12 protein-coding genes are annotated in these 15,334 nt (G+C 65.0%); 3 read left to right on the plus strand and 9 right to left on the minus strand.

Annotation, left to right across the window (positions count from 1 at the left end; genetic code table 11):
- Nucleotides 1–150 precede the first annotated feature (150 nt).
- From LDB26_RS17780 to LDB26_RS17805, 6 genes are all read right to left on the minus strand, one after another.
- Nucleotides 151–2,232, minus strand: coding sequence for a transglycosylase domain-containing protein (locus tag LDB26_RS17780; protein WP_062062350.1), 2,082 nt, complete (start codon nucleotides 2,230–2,232; stop codon nucleotides 151–153).
- 120 nt (nucleotides 2,233–2,352) lie between these two features.
- Complete coding sequence (msrB, locus tag LDB26_RS17785; protein WP_257539422.1) at nucleotides 2,353–2,757, minus strand: peptide-methionine (R)-S-oxide reductase MsrB; 405 nt, start codon at nucleotides 2,755–2,757, stop codon at nucleotides 2,353–2,355.
- Nucleotides 2,758–2,950: 193 nt separating this feature from the next.
- Nucleotides 2,951–3,976 carry a DNA polymerase III subunit delta gene (gene holA, locus LDB26_RS17790; RefSeq protein ID WP_257539423.1) on the minus strand — a complete coding sequence of 342 codons (1,026 nt, stop codon included), beginning with the start codon at nucleotides 3,974–3,976 and terminating at the stop codon, nucleotides 2,951–2,953.
- Nucleotides 3,963–4,469, minus strand: coding sequence for an LPS assembly lipoprotein LptE (gene lptE, locus LDB26_RS17795; protein ID WP_062062359.1), 507 nt, complete (start codon nucleotides 4,467–4,469; stop codon nucleotides 3,963–3,965). Before lptE ends, holA begins: the two co-directional genes overlap by 14 nt.
- A gap of 64 nt (nucleotides 4,470–4,533) precedes the next feature.
- On the minus strand, nucleotides 4,534–7,047 hold the full coding sequence (gene leuS / locus LDB26_RS17800) for a leucine--tRNA ligase (protein WP_257539424.1): 2,514 nt from the start codon (nucleotides 7,045–7,047) through the stop codon (nucleotides 4,534–4,536).
- Between the two features lie 84 nt (nucleotides 7,048–7,131).
- The gene (locus LDB26_RS17805; protein WP_062062365.1) at nucleotides 7,132–7,581 is read right to left on the minus strand and encodes a DUF3576 domain-containing protein; all 450 of its coding nucleotides are present in this window, start codon (nucleotides 7,579–7,581) and stop codon (nucleotides 7,132–7,134) included.
- A 220-nt stretch (nucleotides 7,582–7,801) separates the two neighbouring features.
- Here LDB26_RS17805 and LDB26_RS17810 point away from each other — a divergent pair, with 220 nt between their 5' ends.
- Nucleotides 7,802–8,527 carry a hypothetical protein gene (locus tag LDB26_RS17810; RefSeq protein ID WP_062062368.1) on the plus strand — a complete coding sequence of 242 codons (726 nt, stop codon included), beginning with the start codon at nucleotides 7,802–7,804 and terminating at the stop codon, nucleotides 8,525–8,527.
- Nucleotides 8,528–9,369: 842 nt separating this feature from the next.
- On the opposite strand, the gene LDB26_RS17815 is transcribed toward LDB26_RS17810, so the two are convergent.
- On the minus strand, nucleotides 9,370–9,924 hold the full coding sequence (locus tag LDB26_RS17815; RefSeq protein WP_257539425.1) for a thiamine phosphate synthase: 555 nt from the start codon (nucleotides 9,922–9,924) through the stop codon (nucleotides 9,370–9,372).
- A 23-nt stretch (nucleotides 9,925–9,947) separates the two neighbouring features.
- Here LDB26_RS17815 and LDB26_RS17820 point away from each other — a divergent pair, with 23 nt between their 5' ends.
- Nucleotides 9,948–10,622, plus strand: coding sequence for a YggS family pyridoxal phosphate-dependent enzyme (locus LDB26_RS17820; protein ID WP_257539426.1), 675 nt, complete (start codon nucleotides 9,948–9,950; stop codon nucleotides 10,620–10,622).
- A 149-nt stretch (nucleotides 10,623–10,771) separates the two neighbouring features.
- On the opposite strand, the gene LDB26_RS17825 is transcribed toward LDB26_RS17820, so the two are convergent.
- The gene (locus LDB26_RS17825; RefSeq protein WP_257542186.1) at nucleotides 10,772–13,576 is read right to left on the minus strand and encodes a TonB-dependent receptor; all 2,805 of its coding nucleotides are present in this window, start codon (nucleotides 13,574–13,576) and stop codon (nucleotides 10,772–10,774) included.
- 187 nt (nucleotides 13,577–13,763) lie between these two features.
- Entirely contained in the window at nucleotides 13,764–14,423 is a 660-nt protein-coding gene (pdeM, locus tag LDB26_RS17830) for a ligase-associated DNA damage response endonuclease PdeM (RefSeq protein ID WP_257539427.1), read from the minus strand.
- Between the two features lie 64 nt (nucleotides 14,424–14,487).
- Between pdeM and LDB26_RS17835 the strand changes: the two genes are divergently transcribed.
- Nucleotides 14,488–15,309: a rhodanese-related sulfurtransferase gene (locus LDB26_RS17835; protein WP_257539428.1), complete on the plus strand. Its 822-nt coding sequence runs from the start codon at nucleotides 14,488–14,490 to the stop codon at nucleotides 15,307–15,309.
- Nucleotides 15,310–15,334 lie beyond the last annotated feature (25 nt).

The following is a 15,334-nucleotide window of genomic DNA, read 5'->3' on the forward strand; positions in this document are numbered from 1 at the left end:
ACCGCGCCGAGATTGGGAGCGATGGCTGTTATCGGCCAATGGCCGCCACCCCACCTCCGCTCAGGGCGAACGGAGATGGGAATGGCGGACCGTCCGTTCACCGCCCATAATTGCCATACGGCACCCCGCTTCGGGAAGCTTCCTGTCGTTCTAGGGATCGGGCCGCTGCTGCGCCGGGCGCTGCCGGTCGCGGCCCAGTACCTGATCGATCCATTGCTGGTCCAGCCGCTGCGGCGCGGGGCGGTCGGCGGGATCGGGCCGGGCATCGGCATCCGGATTGTCGGCCTGTGGCTCGTCCGGCTGGGCGCGTTCCAGCGGCAGGCCGTTTTCATCGACCATCATGCCCCCACCCATTCCATTATCAGGCGCGCCATAATAGGCTTCGTCGTCCGGCTCCAGCTGCCATTCGGGCAGCGTCACCTGGGTATCGAAATTCTCGACCGGCCGCTTGGCGACGGCGACCTTCATGAAATCGGCGAAGGCATGGGCCGGCGCGCGGCCGCCCTGCAATCCGCCCACGGCCCGCGCATCGTCGCGGCCCATCCAGACGCCCGTCGTGATGCCGCTGGAAAAGCCCAGGAACCAGCCATCCTTGTTGCTGCTGGTGGTGCCGGTCTTGCCCGCCACGGGCCGCCCGATCTGCGCCGCCTTACCGGTGCCGGTGGAAACCGCCGTCTGCATGAGGTCGGTCATCCCCGCCGCCACCCAGGGCGCGACCAGCACGCGGCTGGTGTCGTCCTGATGCTCGTAGAGCAGGCGTCCGTCCGCCGTCGTCACCTTGGTGATGCCATAGGGCGCGACCGCGATCCCCTTGCGCGCCACCGAAGCGAAGGCGCGGGTCATGTCGATCAGCCGCACGTCCGACGTGCCCAGCACCATGGACGGATGGGTGTTGACTGGCGTCGAAATGCCGAAGCGCCGCGCCATGTCGGCGATGGTGGGGAAGCCCACTTCCACGCCCAGCTTCGCCGCCACGGTGTTGACCGAATAGGCAAAGGCGGTGCGAACATCGATATCACCCGAAAAGCGCCCGTTGCTGTTGCGCGGGGACCAGCCGTTGATGGTGACGGGCTCGTCCGTGACCCCGGTATCGGGCGTATAGCCCGCCTCCAGCGCGGCCATATAGACGAACAGCTTCCACGCCGAACCCGGCTGGCGCGTCGCGGTGGTGGCGCGGTTATAGTTGGAGGTCACATAGTCGAGGCCGCCGACCATCGCCCGCACCGCCCCGTCCCGGTCCAGCGCCACCAGCGCCCCCTGCGATCCCTTGGGCACATTGGCCTGGATCGCGGCGGTCGCGGCGCGCTGCATGGAAAGGTCGATGGTGGTATAGACCTCCAGCGGCTCATTCGGTTCGGTGATCAGCGTGTCGAGCTGCGGCAGCGCCCAGTCGGTGAAGTAACGCACGCTGTTCTGCGGCGGCTCGGGGGCCATCTTCACATCCGCCAGATTGGCGCTGGCATGTTCCGCCGCGCTGATCGCGCCATTTTCCTGCATCAGGTCCAGCACCACGCCCGCGCGGCCGATGGCGGCCTCCGCATCGGCGGTGGGGGAGTAGCTGGAGGGGGCCTTCACCAGCCCCGCGATGATCGCCGCTTCCGGCAGATTGAGGCTGTCGGCGGGATGGCCGAAGAACTTTCGGCTCGCCGCGTCGATGCCGTATGCGCCGCCGCCGAAATAGACCTTGTTGAGGTAAAGCTCCAGGATCTGCCGCTTGCTGAACTTGCGTTCCAGCGCCAGCGCCAGCACCATTTCCCGGATCTTGCGGCCCCAGCTATAGCTGTTGTTGAGGAAGATGTTGCGCGTCACCTGCTGGGTGATGGTGGACGCGCCCTGCAAGCGGCGGCCCTTGCCCCGGTTTTCGAGCGCCACCCATGCCGCGCGCGCCATGCCGATGGGATCGACGCCGGGATGCAGATAGTAACGCTTGTCCTCGGTCGACACCATCGCGTCGACCATCACCTGCGGGATCTGGTCATAGGACAGCCAGCGCCCGAAGCTCGGCCCCAATGACACGATGACGCTGCCGTCCGCCGCATGGACGCGGATCATCTGGCCGTTGGGCGATGATTTGAGGCTGCTGTAATCCGGCAGCGACTGCATCGCGATGACGACCGCCACGACGATCGCCACCACGGCGGCGACAAGCGCGATCAGGCCCGCCTTGAGGCCCCGCATCAGCCACAGCCTTGCCGTGCCCGGCGGTTCCTTGCTCTTGCCCGATCTTGCCATGATGTCCGTGCCGCCCCGGATACGCGCTAATGGAAAGGGGAGCCAGCGCAAATCCGGCGTCGGCCCTCAAAAAGTCTCTGCCGGTCTCAAGAGGATCGCGGCTTTACCCGTAATGAACGGTTACTTCGCCTCGTCGCGCGGCTTGAAGTCCAGCGATGCGCTGTTCATGCAATAGCGCAGGCCGCCCACTCCCGGCCCATCGGGAAAGACATGGCCCAGATGCCCCTCGCATTTGGCGCAGCGCACTTCGGTGCGGATCATGCCATGGCTGGAATCGCGCAATTCGTCGACCGCGTCGATATCCACCGGCGCGGTGAAGCTGGGCCAGCCCGATCCGCTGTCATATTTTTCCTCGGAATCGAACAGCTCCGCCCCGCAACCGGCGCAAAAATACACGCCGTCGGCCTTGTTGCTGTTATATTTGCCGGTAAAGGCCCGCTCCGTGCCGCCTTCCCGCAAGACATGATATTGTTCGGGGGGAAGGCGGTTGCGCCATTCCTCTTCGGTCAGGTTCAGCTTGTCCATGGCCGCAATATGGCGCGCGCGGGGCAGCCGATCAAGCCATGCCGATGCGCTATATTCCTGGGCATGACGCAGTTTGCAAATTCACGTCGCGGGGCGACCGATTTCGGCCATTCCACCTTCGCTCAGGGCGAACGGAGATGGGAATGGCGGACAGTCCGCTCCCCACCAATCCGCCATCCGGCGCGCCATATTCCTATCGCTCCCGCGCGGCCTGCCGGGCGATGGTGAGCAGCTCGTGCCGGACCATGAGGTCGCCCAGGCCGCGCCCGCTCCGGCTGGCGCGTTCCGCCTGCGCCAGGCGCTGGATGACGCGGGCGATGCCCGACGCATCCCACAGTCGCACCTGCCGCGTGACGACGCCCTTTTCCTTCCAGAATACAGCCTTTCCCGCCGCCTCCATCGCCGCCTCCAGCCGCCCGCTCCGGTCGAAATCGGCGCGGATATGGGCGAGCAGCATGGCGCGGGTCAGCAGCGGGCGCAGGACGGACGCCATGGCCGCGCCGACCTCCGCCAGTCGCCCCAGTTCCTTGTGCATGGCCCTGAGATCGCCGCCCAGCACGGCGTTCACCAGCGGCGCGGCGTCGGATTCGGGATTGTCGGCGGACAGGGCGTCCAGCGCTTCGGCGGTCGCTTCCTGCGGACGGTCGGGCGCAGCGTCGAGATAGAGGATCAGCTTTTCGATCTCCCCGCTCATCAACGCGCGGTCGCCATTGGCCAGGTCGACGATCCGTCGCGCCAGTTCCGTGGGCAGGCGCAGCCCGCCTTCCCGCGCGATGGCGACGGCGATCTGCTCCGCCTCCCGCGCATCGGGCTGATAGGAGATGAAGGCCAGCGTCTGCTTGTGGTCCAGCGCCAGTTTCACCAGCTTGGACGTGGCCTTGAGCGCGCCCGCCACCGCGATCACCGGATTGCCCGCCGCCTCCGCTTCCAGCAGCGCGTGGAGCGCCGGCACGGACTCCTCGCCCATGCCGTTGACGCGAATCCACCGCTTGTCCCCGAACATGGAGAAGGACGCCGCCTCGTCCGCCAGCCGGGCGGGATCGTCGCGCAGCGTCGCGCCGTCCAGGTCGATACGCTCGGCTTCCGGCCCCATCGCCCGCTCCAGCCGTTTGGCCAGCGCCATGCTGCCCGCTTCGTCGGGGCCATAGAGCAGGAAGAAGCGGACATCCGCCGGGGGGGCGTCCAGCGCCTTTTCGATCTGGCCTCTATTGGCCTTCATGACGCTGGTTCCGCGCCGCGAACATGGCGAGCCGCGCGACGATCTGGTCGGCGATGGTCTGCGACAAGCGTTCCAGCGCCGTGTCCTCCGCCGCGATGGTCGCATATTCGCTGGAGGTCACGTCGATGCCCGCGTCCGACCCGGCCGTGTCGTCCAGCACCTGCGCGCCGGTCGCCCCGTCGATCAGCCGGTAACGGGCGCGCAGCGTACGCCGTTCGCGCGTGATGGCGGCGTCGCTACGCAGGCCGAAGCCGCTGATCTGGTCGTCCAGCTTCACCACCAGCTTGTAGGACGGGCCGTTGCCGCTCATCGTGGAAAGCCGGTCGTTGAGCGCGTTGCGGACCAGCCAGCCGCTCTTGCCTTCAATCGGCTCCACCTCGATATTGCCCAGCGCCTGCGCCACCGCGCCATGCCCGCCCCCGCCATAGACGGGCCTCAGCCCACAGGCGGAGAGAAGAACCGTGACGGCGAGCAGGGGGATGATGCGCTTCATGGGACAATCCTATATCCGTTCGCCCTGGGCTTGTCGAAGGGCGTTGGGGCGAACGGTTCCTCTCTCAAATCACCAGATTGACCAGACGATCCGGCACCACGATCACCTTCCTGGGCGTCGCACCGTCCAGCGTCCGCGCCACGTTGGGCGCCGCGAGGGCGAGCTTTTCCAGTTCCTCCTTCGGCGTCCCCTTGGGCACGGTGATGGTGTCGCGCAGCTTGCCCATCACCTGACAGGCGATGGTGACTTCATCGTCGACCAGCAGCGCGGGATCGACCGCGGGCCATGGCGCGTCGGCGATCAGTCCCTCCTCGCCCATCGCGGCCCAGGCGTCCTCGGCCAGATGCGGCGTCATCGGCGCGACCAGCAGCGCCAGCGTGCGGATGGCGGCGCTGCGCGAGGCCGACGGCTTGGCCTTCTCCACCGCATTGGCGAGTTCGTAGATCTTCGCCACCGCCTTGTTGAAGCTCAGCGCCTCGATATCCCTGGCGATGCCGTCGATGGTCTGGTGCAGCTTGCGGTCGAGCGGCTTGTCCTGCCCCTCCGCGCCCTTGTCCGCTTCCCCGAACAGTCGCCACAAGCGATTGACGAAGCGCCACGATCCTTCGATGCCGCTTTCCGTCCAGGGCAGGTCGCGTTCGGGCGGACTGTCGGACAGCATGAACCAGCGCACCGCGTCCGCGCCATATTGGGCGATGATGTCATCGGGATCGACGACATTCTTCTTGGACTTGGACATCTTCTCGACGCGGCCGACCGTGACCGGCGCGCCGCTTTCGATATGGACATAATCGTCGCCGGACTTCTTCACCTCGCCCGGCGAAAGCCAGCTTCCATCGCCCGCCTTGTAGGTTTCATGCGTCACCATGCCCTGCGTGAACAGGCCGGTGAACGGCTCGGCGAAGCCCAACTGTCCCATATGCTGCAAGGCCCGCGTCCAGAAACGCGCATAGAGCAGGTGCAGGATCGCATGTTCGACCCCGCCGATATACTGTCCCACCGGCAGCCATTTCTCGACCACCTCGCGGTCGAAAGGCCTGTCCTTGGGCTGGCTGGCGAAGCGGATGAAATACCAGCTTGAATCGGCGAAGGTGTCGAGCGTGTCCGTCTCGCGCCGCGCCGCCTTGCCGCATCGCGGGCAATCGACATGCTTCCAGGTCGGGTGCCGGTCCAGCGGATTGCCCGGAATGTCGAAGCTCACATCTTCGGGCAGGGTGACGGGAAGCTGGTCCTTCGGCACGCCCACCACGCCGCAATCGTCGCAATGGATGACCGGGATCGGCGTGCCCCAGTAACGCTGGCGCGATACGCCCCAGTCGCGCAGGCGGAAGACGGTCTGCCCCGCGCCCCAGCCGCCCTCTTCGGCGCGGCGGATGACCTCGGCCTTCGCCTCCTCCACGCCCATCCCGTCCAGGAAGCGGCTGTTCACGAGGCGGCCGGGGCCGGTATAGGCTTCGTCGTGGATCGCCTTGGCCTCGTCGCCCTCGGCCGCGACCACGCGTTCCACGGGCAACATATATTTGCGCGCGAAATCAAGGTCGCGCTGGTCGTGCGCGGGCACGCCCATGACCGCGCCGGTGCCGTAATCCATCAGCACGAAATTCGCGATAAAGACCGGCAGCTTCCATTCCGGGTCGAAGGGATGGACCACCGACAGCCCGGTGTCGAAGCCCAGCTTTTCCGCTGTCTCCAGCTCCGCCGCCGTGGTGCCGCCTGCCTTGCACGCCTCGATGAAGGCGGCCGCCTCTGCATTGCCCGCCGCCACCGCCTGCGCCACCGGATGATCCGCCGCGATGGCGACGAAGCTCGCGCCGAAAATGGTGTCGGGCCGGGTCGAATAAACCTCGATGTCGGTATCGAACGGCGCGACCGGCTGGAACCGGAATTGCAGCCCCACCGACTTGCCGATCCAGTTTTCCTGCATGGTCCGCACCTTGTCGGGCCACTGGTCGAGCGCCTTCAGCCCCTCCAGCAGATCGTCGGCGAACTGCGTGATCTTGAGGAACCACTGGGACAGCTTGCGCTTCTCCACCAGCGCGCCGGATCGCCAGCCTCGTCCGTCGATCACCTGTTCGTTGGCCAGCACGGTCATGTCGACCGGATCCCAGTTGACCGCGCTTTCCTTGCGATAGACCAGGCCCGCGTCCAGCATGTCGAGGAACAGCGCCTGTTCATGGCCGTAATAGTCCGGCTCGCAGGTGGCCAGTTCCCGGCTCCAGTCGATGGCGAAGCCCAGCTTCTTGAGTTGCGCGCGCATGTTGGCGATGTTGGAGCGGGTCCATTCGCCCGGATGCACCTTCTTCTCCATCGCCGCATTTTCGGCGGGCATCCCGAACGCGTCCCAGCCCATCGGATGCAGCACCTCATGCCCCGTCATCCGCCGGAATCGCGCCAGCACGTCGCCCATGGAGTAATTGCGGACATGGCCGATATGGATGCGCCCGGACGGATAGGGGAACATCTCCAGCACATAGGATCGCGGCTTGTCGCTGCTGTCGGACGCCTTGAACGTCTGCTTCTCATCCCAGACGGCCTGCCAGCGGGCATCGGCCTCAAGCGGGTTGAAGCGCCTTTGCATGTCGAGTCCTCAAAATGCTTTGGGACCGGGGTTGCGCGCGGCAGCCCGGTCCCGTCCTGAAAGAAAAAGAGAAGGAAGGGTGGATCAGCCCGCAATCGCCATGCGGCGCAGGTCGCGCGCCTTGGTGAGGATGATTTCCTCCAGCTTCTGCGTGGTCGCCGCTTCCACCGGGGCGTTGACCCACTGGCCGCCCTGATTGACCTGACGGCTGCCCGCCACGCGCAGCGCGTCGGCCCGCAGGTCCTGATCCAGGATCGACACGGTCAGCTTCATCCGCTCATTGGGGCTGTTCGGATTGATATACCAGTCGGTGACAATGACGCCGCCATTGGAATCGGTCTGCACCATCGGCATGAAGGACAGCGTGTCCAGGCTGGCGCGCCACAAATAGCTGTTGACGCCGATCGTGGTGATCTTCGACGCGGCGAGATCGGCCTTGGGACGCTCCTTCGACCCGCCGCCGCAGGCGGTGAGCGGCAGAAGCGCAGCCAGCATCAAACCGGCGGAAACAGGAAGGGAAAAGCGGCGGACCATCAGTATGTCCTATATATAAATGACCAGAAACGCCTCGCTTCTATAGTCGACCCGCGCCATTGGGCAAGGGGGACCGCCGCTCTTGTCATCGCGTGCGCCGATGAAACATTGTGTGTTCTGTGCAACAGGCCGGACAAAAAGCGGACCGCGCTCTAGCTTTCCGCCGGTTTTCATGTGTAATGGCCGTCAAATGTAGCTCGGGGGTTAGAGAGTCGCGATCATGCGCGTGAAAAGGGGATATCTGGCATTGGCGGGCGCGGCGGTTGCCGTGGCTGGCTTCATGCTGTCTCCTGCCATTGGCGCGGCGACCGATCTTGTCCGGCTGCGGACGGAAATGCCGGTGTCGCTGGGCGCGCTGGGCAGCATCTCTTCCTTCACGCCGACGACCAAAGATCCCCGACTCGCGGCGGCCTACGCCCGGATCGCGGCGACCGCCAGCCGTCAGAATTTCCGCTTCACGCCCACCAGCGGCTCGCTCAGCGGCCAGCGGTCCGTGACGGTGATGGTGCGCGCGGACAATGATCGCGTGGCCGTCACCCGCACCTTGACGGCGGTGGATATCAAGCCGGTCGCATTCAGCCTGAACGCCACCCACAACTGGCGCAAATTCGCGCTGCCCGATTCGGTCGGGCACAAGGCGCTGGACCCGGTTCCGGTCGAAACCATGGTCGACGCGAAGAATTTCTCGCTCGATCAGGGCAAGAAGGATCGCTTCAGCACGAAGGTGCTGATCGAAAGCCGCCGCGATCCGGCCACCGCCGTCCGCAATCCGAACGCGGACAAGGATTATTCGCTGGATCTGGCCAGTTCCTACTCGCTGACGCGCAACCTGAACGTCACGGCGGGCGTCCGCTACAACAACAGCGTCGCGGGCCGACTGACCCCGATGACCGACGACCGGCAGGACAATCAGGCCGTCTATCTCGGCACCGTCTTCAAATTCTGATCGCCTGAGCTGCTAGTTATGGCCGCCCTCTGAACAGGGTTAATAATGCCTGCCTGAAAGCCAGCTTATGACATTTCTTGGATCAAGTGAGAATCGTGCTCCTGCGAAGGCAAGAGTCAAGTTCTGTCCTCTGATCTGACAGGAGCGCGAGGCGTTTCAAGTCAAGCGAACTCTCAGCCCGGATGGATATTGGTGTCCGCTCTCCATCGTTGGCTGGGCGCTACATAGCTCCACTGCCAAGCTGACGCGCCGATTTGCCAAGAAAGCTGCCCGAGCCAGAATCGGCCAGTTGCAGACACTCGCACCACCCGTTATTCAGCCTTATCTTTCGTTTTGGGCAGTCGTTATGCACCTCCATCTGCGCTGGTCGCTGTCGAAATACGTTGTGCTATCAGCTTCATTATTCGTCACCGTCGCCGCTTACGCCGATGATTGGCGCGAGATACGTCGGACCACAGATATTGTAATCGGACTCGACGCGGGTGGCATTCGCCGGTCTGGATCTATCGTTGAGGCAGCTATGGTAACGGTGCCATAGGACAATCCTCTTGGTCCTTCAATTCCATATTATGACGTCATCGATTTCCGTGTAGACTGCTCCGCCAGCACCGCACAGATTCTAGGCAGCAAATCATATTTTGGTACTCATCAAATTGGATCAATGCCCGGCGACCAGCAGCCTTCGCAATCAAGAGGCGGTAACTTGGACGTTATTTGCGGAGAATATAGGTCACTTCCTGCTGGCGCAGAGACCGCTTTCGACTTCGCGCAAGGCGCATGGCGTGGTCAATGAGGATAGCGCAGACGCCCGTTAGCCACTCCAACCTGACCAACCAACCAATCTAATCCATCAACCCGTCTATCGCCGCCCAACCCGCCGCGCCCAGTGCGCGAAGGCCACGCCTGTGCCGCGCTTTCACGCCCCCCAATGCCATAACGGGAACCCCCGCCCGCCGCGCCAGCATCGCGAATCGGACCCGGCCCAGCGCCCGCCCGTCCGGATGCGAGCGCGTCGGGAACAGCGGCGAAAGGAACAGCATGTCCGCCTTCCCCCGGCCCGCCGCCCTGATCTCCACCGCCCCGTGCGCGGGTGCGCTGTGGAGCATCGGCCTGTTTCCGCGCCTGTGATCCCCGCCATGCCAGCCATCCGCGCCCCATCCCGCCGCCTCCCGCGCATCGCCGCCCAGCATCAGCAGCAGGCGCCGCCGCCGCGCAATCGCCCGGAACCGCGCGAACAAGGCCCGCCGCTCGTCCGGCGCCGTGCGATAATGGCGAAAGACGATGCCGCCCCTGCCCCTGGGCAGCCGCGCCGCCGCCGCAAGCTGGAGCGCCCCATCCACGCGCTCATCCGTCATCAGCCAGATCGTCGGCGGTTTTTTGCGGTGGCGATGTTCCATGACCCTCGCCTATAGCAGCCGCCATGACGACCGCCATCACACAAGCCAGGGACCGCCTTGCCGCCGTGCGCGACACCATGGGCCGCGCCGCCCGCCTCACGGGACGCAGCGCCGACGCCATCACCCTGATCGCCGTGTCCAAGACGCAGGAAACCGACGCCATCCGCCCCTTGATCGAAGCGGGCCAGCGCGTGTTCGGCGAAAACCGCGTGCAGGAAGCGCAGGCCAAATGGCCCGCCCTGCGTCAGGAATATCCCGATATCCGCCTTCACCTCGTGGGCCAGCTTCAATCGAACAAGGCGGCGGACGCGGTGGCCCTGTTCGACGTGATCCATTCGCTCGACCGTCCGTCCTTGCTGACGGCGCTCGCCAAAGCCATGGACGCCGGCGGCCGCCGCGTGCCCTGTTACATCCAGGTCAATATCGGGGCGGAGGAGCAGAAGGGCGGCTGCGCCATCGCCGATGTGCCCGCCCTCATCGCCGCCGCGCGGGAAGCAGACGTCCCTTTGCTGGGCCTGATGTGCGTGCCCCCGGCCGAAGGCGAGCCCGCCCCCTATTTCGCCCTGCTCGCCAAAATGGCGCGGGAGGAAGGGTTGGAGCGACTTTCCATGGGCATGTCGGGCGACTTCGAAACCGCGATCATGCTGGGCGCGAGCGACATTCGCGTGGGCACCGCCCTGTTCGGCGCCCGCGCTTAGAGCGTGATCCGATCCAGTTGAATCGGATCACGCTCCATTTTGTTTGTTTGCCGCATTTCCCGAGTCATCAGCTGTCCCGCCTGACTTGAAAATGCTCTGTCCCTGACGCGAAAAAGCCCGCCGCGCCCCATAGTGCGACGGGCTTTGGATCAGAACGACCCGCGCAGGGTGATCCCATAGGTGCGCGGTTCCGCCAGATAGGCGGAGATAAGCTGGTTCGCCATCACCCCGCCCGATGCGAACTGCCCGGTGGTCGACGTCGCCGGGCTGCTCGACTGGAGCGGGCTGCTGAAGGCCACCTGCGTATATTTCGCGTTGAAGATGTTCTGGCCCCAGAACTCGATCGCCCATTTCTGCTCCGGCCCGCGAAGACCGATGCGGGCGTTCACGACCGAAAAGCCGTCCTGCTCCTTTTCCGGGAACAGGTCGGACCCGGTGTTGAAGTCGCCGGTCATGCGCGCATCGACATAGAACAGCGCCGACAGCCCATTGGAGCCGATCTGCGGCGTCCACGCCGCGCTGGCGGTCGTCACCAGCTCGGGCGCCTGCGAGTTGATCGATCCCGGCAGCAGGAACAGCGCGGGATCGAGCGGCACGCTACCGTCGCCGCTGCCGACCAGACGGTTGGCGAACTTGGCGCGGGCATAGGTCATGCCGCCCGATATGCGGACGTTCCGCACCGGGCTGGCCGTCAATTCCAGTTCCACGCCCTGGCTGACAAGGCCCGGCGACACGTCGCCCTTGTCGCAGGTGCGCGCCGCGCTCAAGTCGCCGTCGCAGCCATTGATGTTCTGGACGATGAAGCTGGTCCCGTTGAAGGTGTTGAGCTGGAAATTCCTGAACTCCTGCCGGAAGGCGGCGATGTTCGCGCTCCATTTGGGCTGGCTGTATTTGAGGCCCACCTCGAACGCGTCGACCTTCTCTGCGGCGAAGCGCAGCGTCGTCACGTCCGCATTGCTGCGCGGCGAAAACACCGCCGGAACCGGATTGAGGCCCGTCGAGCCAAGCTGGAAGCGGTCCAGATTATAGCCGCCCGCCTTATACCCGCGCGAATAGCTGCCATAGAGCAGCAGCGCGTCGAGCGGCTTCCATGACAGCACGGCGGTCCCGGAAAACTCGCCGTCGCTGATCCGGTCATGCAGGTCCAGCGCATTGAGGCCCGTCGACCCGTTGCCCAGGCACCCCAGCGTCAATATGCCGCCCGCCAGCGCGGCCGCGCTGCCCAGTTGCGGATTGGTCGCGATGCCCGGCAGCCCCGATGCCTGCAACGCCGCGCAGGTCGCGTTGTTATTATTGAAATCCGCCGAGAAACGCTTGCTTTCATGCGTGTAGCGCAGCCCCAGCGTCAGATCGAGCTGCGGGGTGATATGCACGATATTATGGGTGAACAGCGCCCAATTCTCGCTCTTCTGATAATAGCGCGAGGCGACGTCGCCCGTCCCTTCCGGGATGGCGGCCAGCGCGCTCAACCCGTTGCCGAGACCGGTGGAGATCGCGCCCGCCTGCGCCGCCGCCACGCCGGGGTCCATGCCCGCATTGATGAAGGCGTTGGTCAGCCCGGCATTGAGCTGCGCCTGCGTGCCTCCGATCAGGGCGGAGGTGGCGAGCGGGTTCGCGCCGCACGCCATGAGCTGCGCTTCCGTCAGGTTGCTGGTCGGCCCGGCCCCCGCCATCAGGCGGCAGGCGGAAAACCGGCCATAATCCGCGCCAAAGCGGATATTGTCCTGCAAGGTCAGCTTTTCATGGGCGTAATAGCCGCCGACCAGCCAGTCCAGCGCATTGCCAAAGGCCGACCCCTGCAACCGCAATTCCTGCGTGAAGGTCTTGAACTGGCGGAACGTGCCCGGATCGCGATAGAGCAGGTCCGCGCCGCTATAATCGTAATCGCCATAATCCTTGGACTTGTAATCGCGATAGGCGGTGATGCTGGTCAGCTTCGCGCCGCCGAAATCATAATTGATCTCGCCCGAAACGCCCCAATCCTTGAGCTTGCTGACATAGTTGCGATCCTCGTTGATCGTCAGCCTGCGGTCATAGGGATCGTCGTGGAACACCGCGCCCTGCCCCTGCATGATGGCGGCGATGCGGTTGAAGTCGTTGGTCCCATATCCACCGCCAGCCAGCGGCACCCGCTCGCGCGTTTCGACATATGCCGCGCCGCAGCAGCTTTCGTCGCGGTTGGTGTAATCGCCGATCAGCCGGATCGAAAGCGCGTCGTTCGGCTCGATCAGCGCCTGCCCGCGCAGGAAATAACGGTCGCGGTCATTGGTGTCGCCCACCTTGTCCCCCGCCGCGTCGACCAGCTTGTAGAAGCCGTCCCGCTTCGACCAGACGCCATCCAGCGCCAGCGCGATGCTGTCGCTCACCGGCCCGGTGATGCGGCCTGCCAGACGCCAGTAATCATAATTGCCGTAAGTCACCTCGGCCTTGCCGCCCAGCGTGAACTCCGGCGCCTTGCTGATGATGTTGATAAGGCCCGCCGATGCGTTGCGGCCGAACAGCGTGCCCTGCGGCCCGCGCAGCACTTCGACGCGCTCGATCTCGCCCAGATCGGTGAGGCCCGCGCCCGTGCGTGAGCGATAGACGCCGTCGATGAACACCGCGACGGAGCTTTCCAGCCCCGGATTGTCGCCCACCGTGCCGATGCCGCGAATACGGGCGGACGCATTGGCTTCCGATCCGGTGGAGGAGATCAGCATGGAGGGCGCAAGCTGGTTGAGCGCGCGGATATCGGTCGCGCCGCTATTCTGCATCGCCTGCGCGGACACCGCCGATACGGCGATGGGGACGTCCGACAATGGGCTGGCGCGCCGCGTCGCCGTGACGATGATGTTGACGCTATCCTGATCCACCGCCGCCTGCGGCGCTGTCTGGTCCTGAGCGTGGGCAAAGGGGATCGCGGCCACCAGCGCGACCACGCCGGCGGATGACAGCCAAAGGCCATATTGTTTCATGATGGTCGGTCCTCTCCTGTCCCGCATGATTTCGTTCATGTCGGGATGATCGCGATTATGCTGCCACAGTCTATCGAAAGCAATAGAGCCCTGCTTTTCCGGGTCTTTCTGGCAGTTCGCTCTGTTGATTCGCATGACATGTTGCTTAACCGCAACGTGGTTAAATTCCTGTTTCCGTAACGTCCGCCTATCCTATCGGAAAGCGGAGCAATCGGTCGGAAAGGGGCACCATGGCGATCGCGCCCGGCCCCAACGCGCGCCTTATTTCGCCATGATGGGCGTCCAGCCCTCCGGTCAGGCTGCCCAACGCGGGAAGAATCAGCTTGTTTTGGGTGCCCACGAAGCAGCGGCGTGACACATGGCGGCCCCGCAGCGACACGCGCAGCTTGGGATGGAAATGGCCCGAAATCTCTGGTCGGCTATCGTCCGCGACCGCTTCGTGGCGCAGGCAGACGCCGTCCACCTCCGCCTCGGTCAGCCTGCGTCCGCCGGGCATGTGCGTCACGTCCGCATCATGATTGCCGGTGATCCACAGCCAGTCCAGCCGCGTCGTCAGCGCCGTCAGACGTTCCCGCGTCCGTTTGTCCAGCCGCGTCGCGCCGTCGGCATCGTGGAAACTGTCCCCCAATGACCAGACCGCCTTCGCGCCGGTCCGCGCCACCAGCTCTTCGATCAGGTCCAGCGTCGCGGCGCTGTCATGCGGTGGCAGGAACTGCCCGAAGCGCGCATACCAGCTCGCCTTCTCGAAATGCAGGTCGGCCACCAGCAGCGCGCCGCGGGCGGGCCAGAACAGCGCCGCCTCCGGCAATGCCAGAAAGTCATGACCTGCGAACGAAAGGGGAACCATGCACCGGCTATGCCCCTTGCCGCCCCGGCTTTCAAGAGCGCGATGAAACCCCTATAGGCGCGCCATGGACGAAACCGCGCCTTATATCATCGCCGCGCTTTACCGCTTCGCGACCTTCCCCGATCCGCAGGGATTGGCGGCGGACCTGCGCGCCCGCGCCGCGGAATTGGGTACCTGCGGCACGCTGATCCTCGCACGGGAGGGGATCAACGGCACCGTGGCGGGCAGCGCGCGGGCCATCGAAGCCCTGGTCGCCCATATCCGCGCCCTGCCCGGCTGCGCCGGCCTCGACGTCAAATATGCGGCGGCGGCGGAGGCTCCTTTCGCCCGCATGAAAGTCAAGGTGAAGGCGGAGATCGTGACGCTGGGCGCGGGCGATCTCGACCCGGCGAACAAGGCTGGCGATTATCTGGACCCTGCCGCATGGAATGCGCTGATCGCCGATCCCGACACGGTCGTCATCGACACCCGCAATGCTTATGAAGTCGCCTGCGGCACGTTCGAGCGCGCCGTCGACCCCGGCACCCGCTCCTTCCGCGACTTCCCCGCCTGGTTCGACGATTTCGCGCAAAAGCTGCGGGATGAAGGGCGTCAGCCAAAGATCGCGATGTTCTGCACGGGCGGCATACGCTGCGAAAAATCGACCGCGCTCGTCAAATCGCGCGGCTTTGAAGAGGTGTATCACCTGCGCGGCGGCATATTGCGCTATCTGGAAGATGTGCCGGAACCCGAAAGCCGCTGGCGGGGCGACTGCTATGTCTTCGACGACCGTGTGGCGGTGGGCCATGGGTTGAAGCCCGGCGCCCACATAGCCTGCCGCGCCTGCGGCCACCCCTATCCCCGCGGCACGGACCATATATGCGAAGGCGCAAGCCCTGCAATGTGACGGTGGAAAGCGGCGTGGCCAGGGT

The organism is Sphingobium sp. CFD-1, from assembly GCF_024611115.1.
GTDB classification, from domain to species: domain Bacteria; phylum Pseudomonadota; class Alphaproteobacteria; order Sphingomonadales; family Sphingomonadaceae; genus Sphingobium; species Sphingobium baderi_A.

Excerpts from the sequence above, each read along its gene's own strand:
- LDB26_RS17780 (WP_062062350.1), bottom strand. The coding sequence starts at position 2,232 with ATGGCAAGATCGGGCAAGAGCAAGGAACCGCCGGGCACGGCAAGGCTG.
- msrB (WP_257539422.1), bottom strand. The coding sequence starts at position 2,757 with ATGGACAAGCTGAACCTGACCGAAGAGGAATGGCGCAACCGCCTTCCC.
- holA (WP_257539423.1), bottom strand. The coding sequence starts at position 3,976 with ATGAAGGCCAATAGAGGCCAGATCGAAAAGGCGCTGGACGCCCCCCCG.
- lptE (WP_062062359.1), bottom strand. The coding sequence starts at position 4,469 with ATGAAGCGCATCATCCCCCTGCTCGCCGTCACGGTTCTTCTCTCCGCC.
- leuS (WP_257539424.1), bottom strand. The coding sequence starts at position 7,047 with ATGCAAAGGCGCTTCAACCCGCTTGAGGCCGATGCCCGCTGGCAGGCC.
- LDB26_RS17805 (WP_062062365.1), bottom strand. The coding sequence starts at position 7,581 with ATGGTCCGCCGCTTTTCCCTTCCTGTTTCCGCCGGTTTGATGCTGGCT.
- LDB26_RS17810 (WP_062062368.1), top strand. The coding sequence starts at position 7,802 with ATGCGCGTGAAAAGGGGATATCTGGCATTGGCGGGCGCGGCGGTTGCC.
- LDB26_RS17815 (WP_257539425.1), bottom strand. The coding sequence starts at position 9,924 with ATGGAACATCGCCACCGCAAAAAACCGCCGACGATCTGGCTGATGACG.
- LDB26_RS17820 (WP_257539426.1), top strand. The coding sequence starts at position 9,948 with ATGACGACCGCCATCACACAAGCCAGGGACCGCCTTGCCGCCGTGCGC.
- LDB26_RS17825 (WP_257542186.1), bottom strand. The coding sequence starts at position 13,576 with ATGAAACAATATGGCCTTTGGCTGTCATCCGCCGGCGTGGTCGCGCTG.
- pdeM (WP_257539427.1), bottom strand. The coding sequence starts at position 14,423 with ATGGTTCCCCTTTCGTTCGCAGGTCATGACTTTCTGGCATTGCCGGAG.
- LDB26_RS17835 (WP_257539428.1), top strand. The coding sequence starts at position 14,488 with ATGGACGAAACCGCGCCTTATATCATCGCCGCGCTTTACCGCTTCGCG.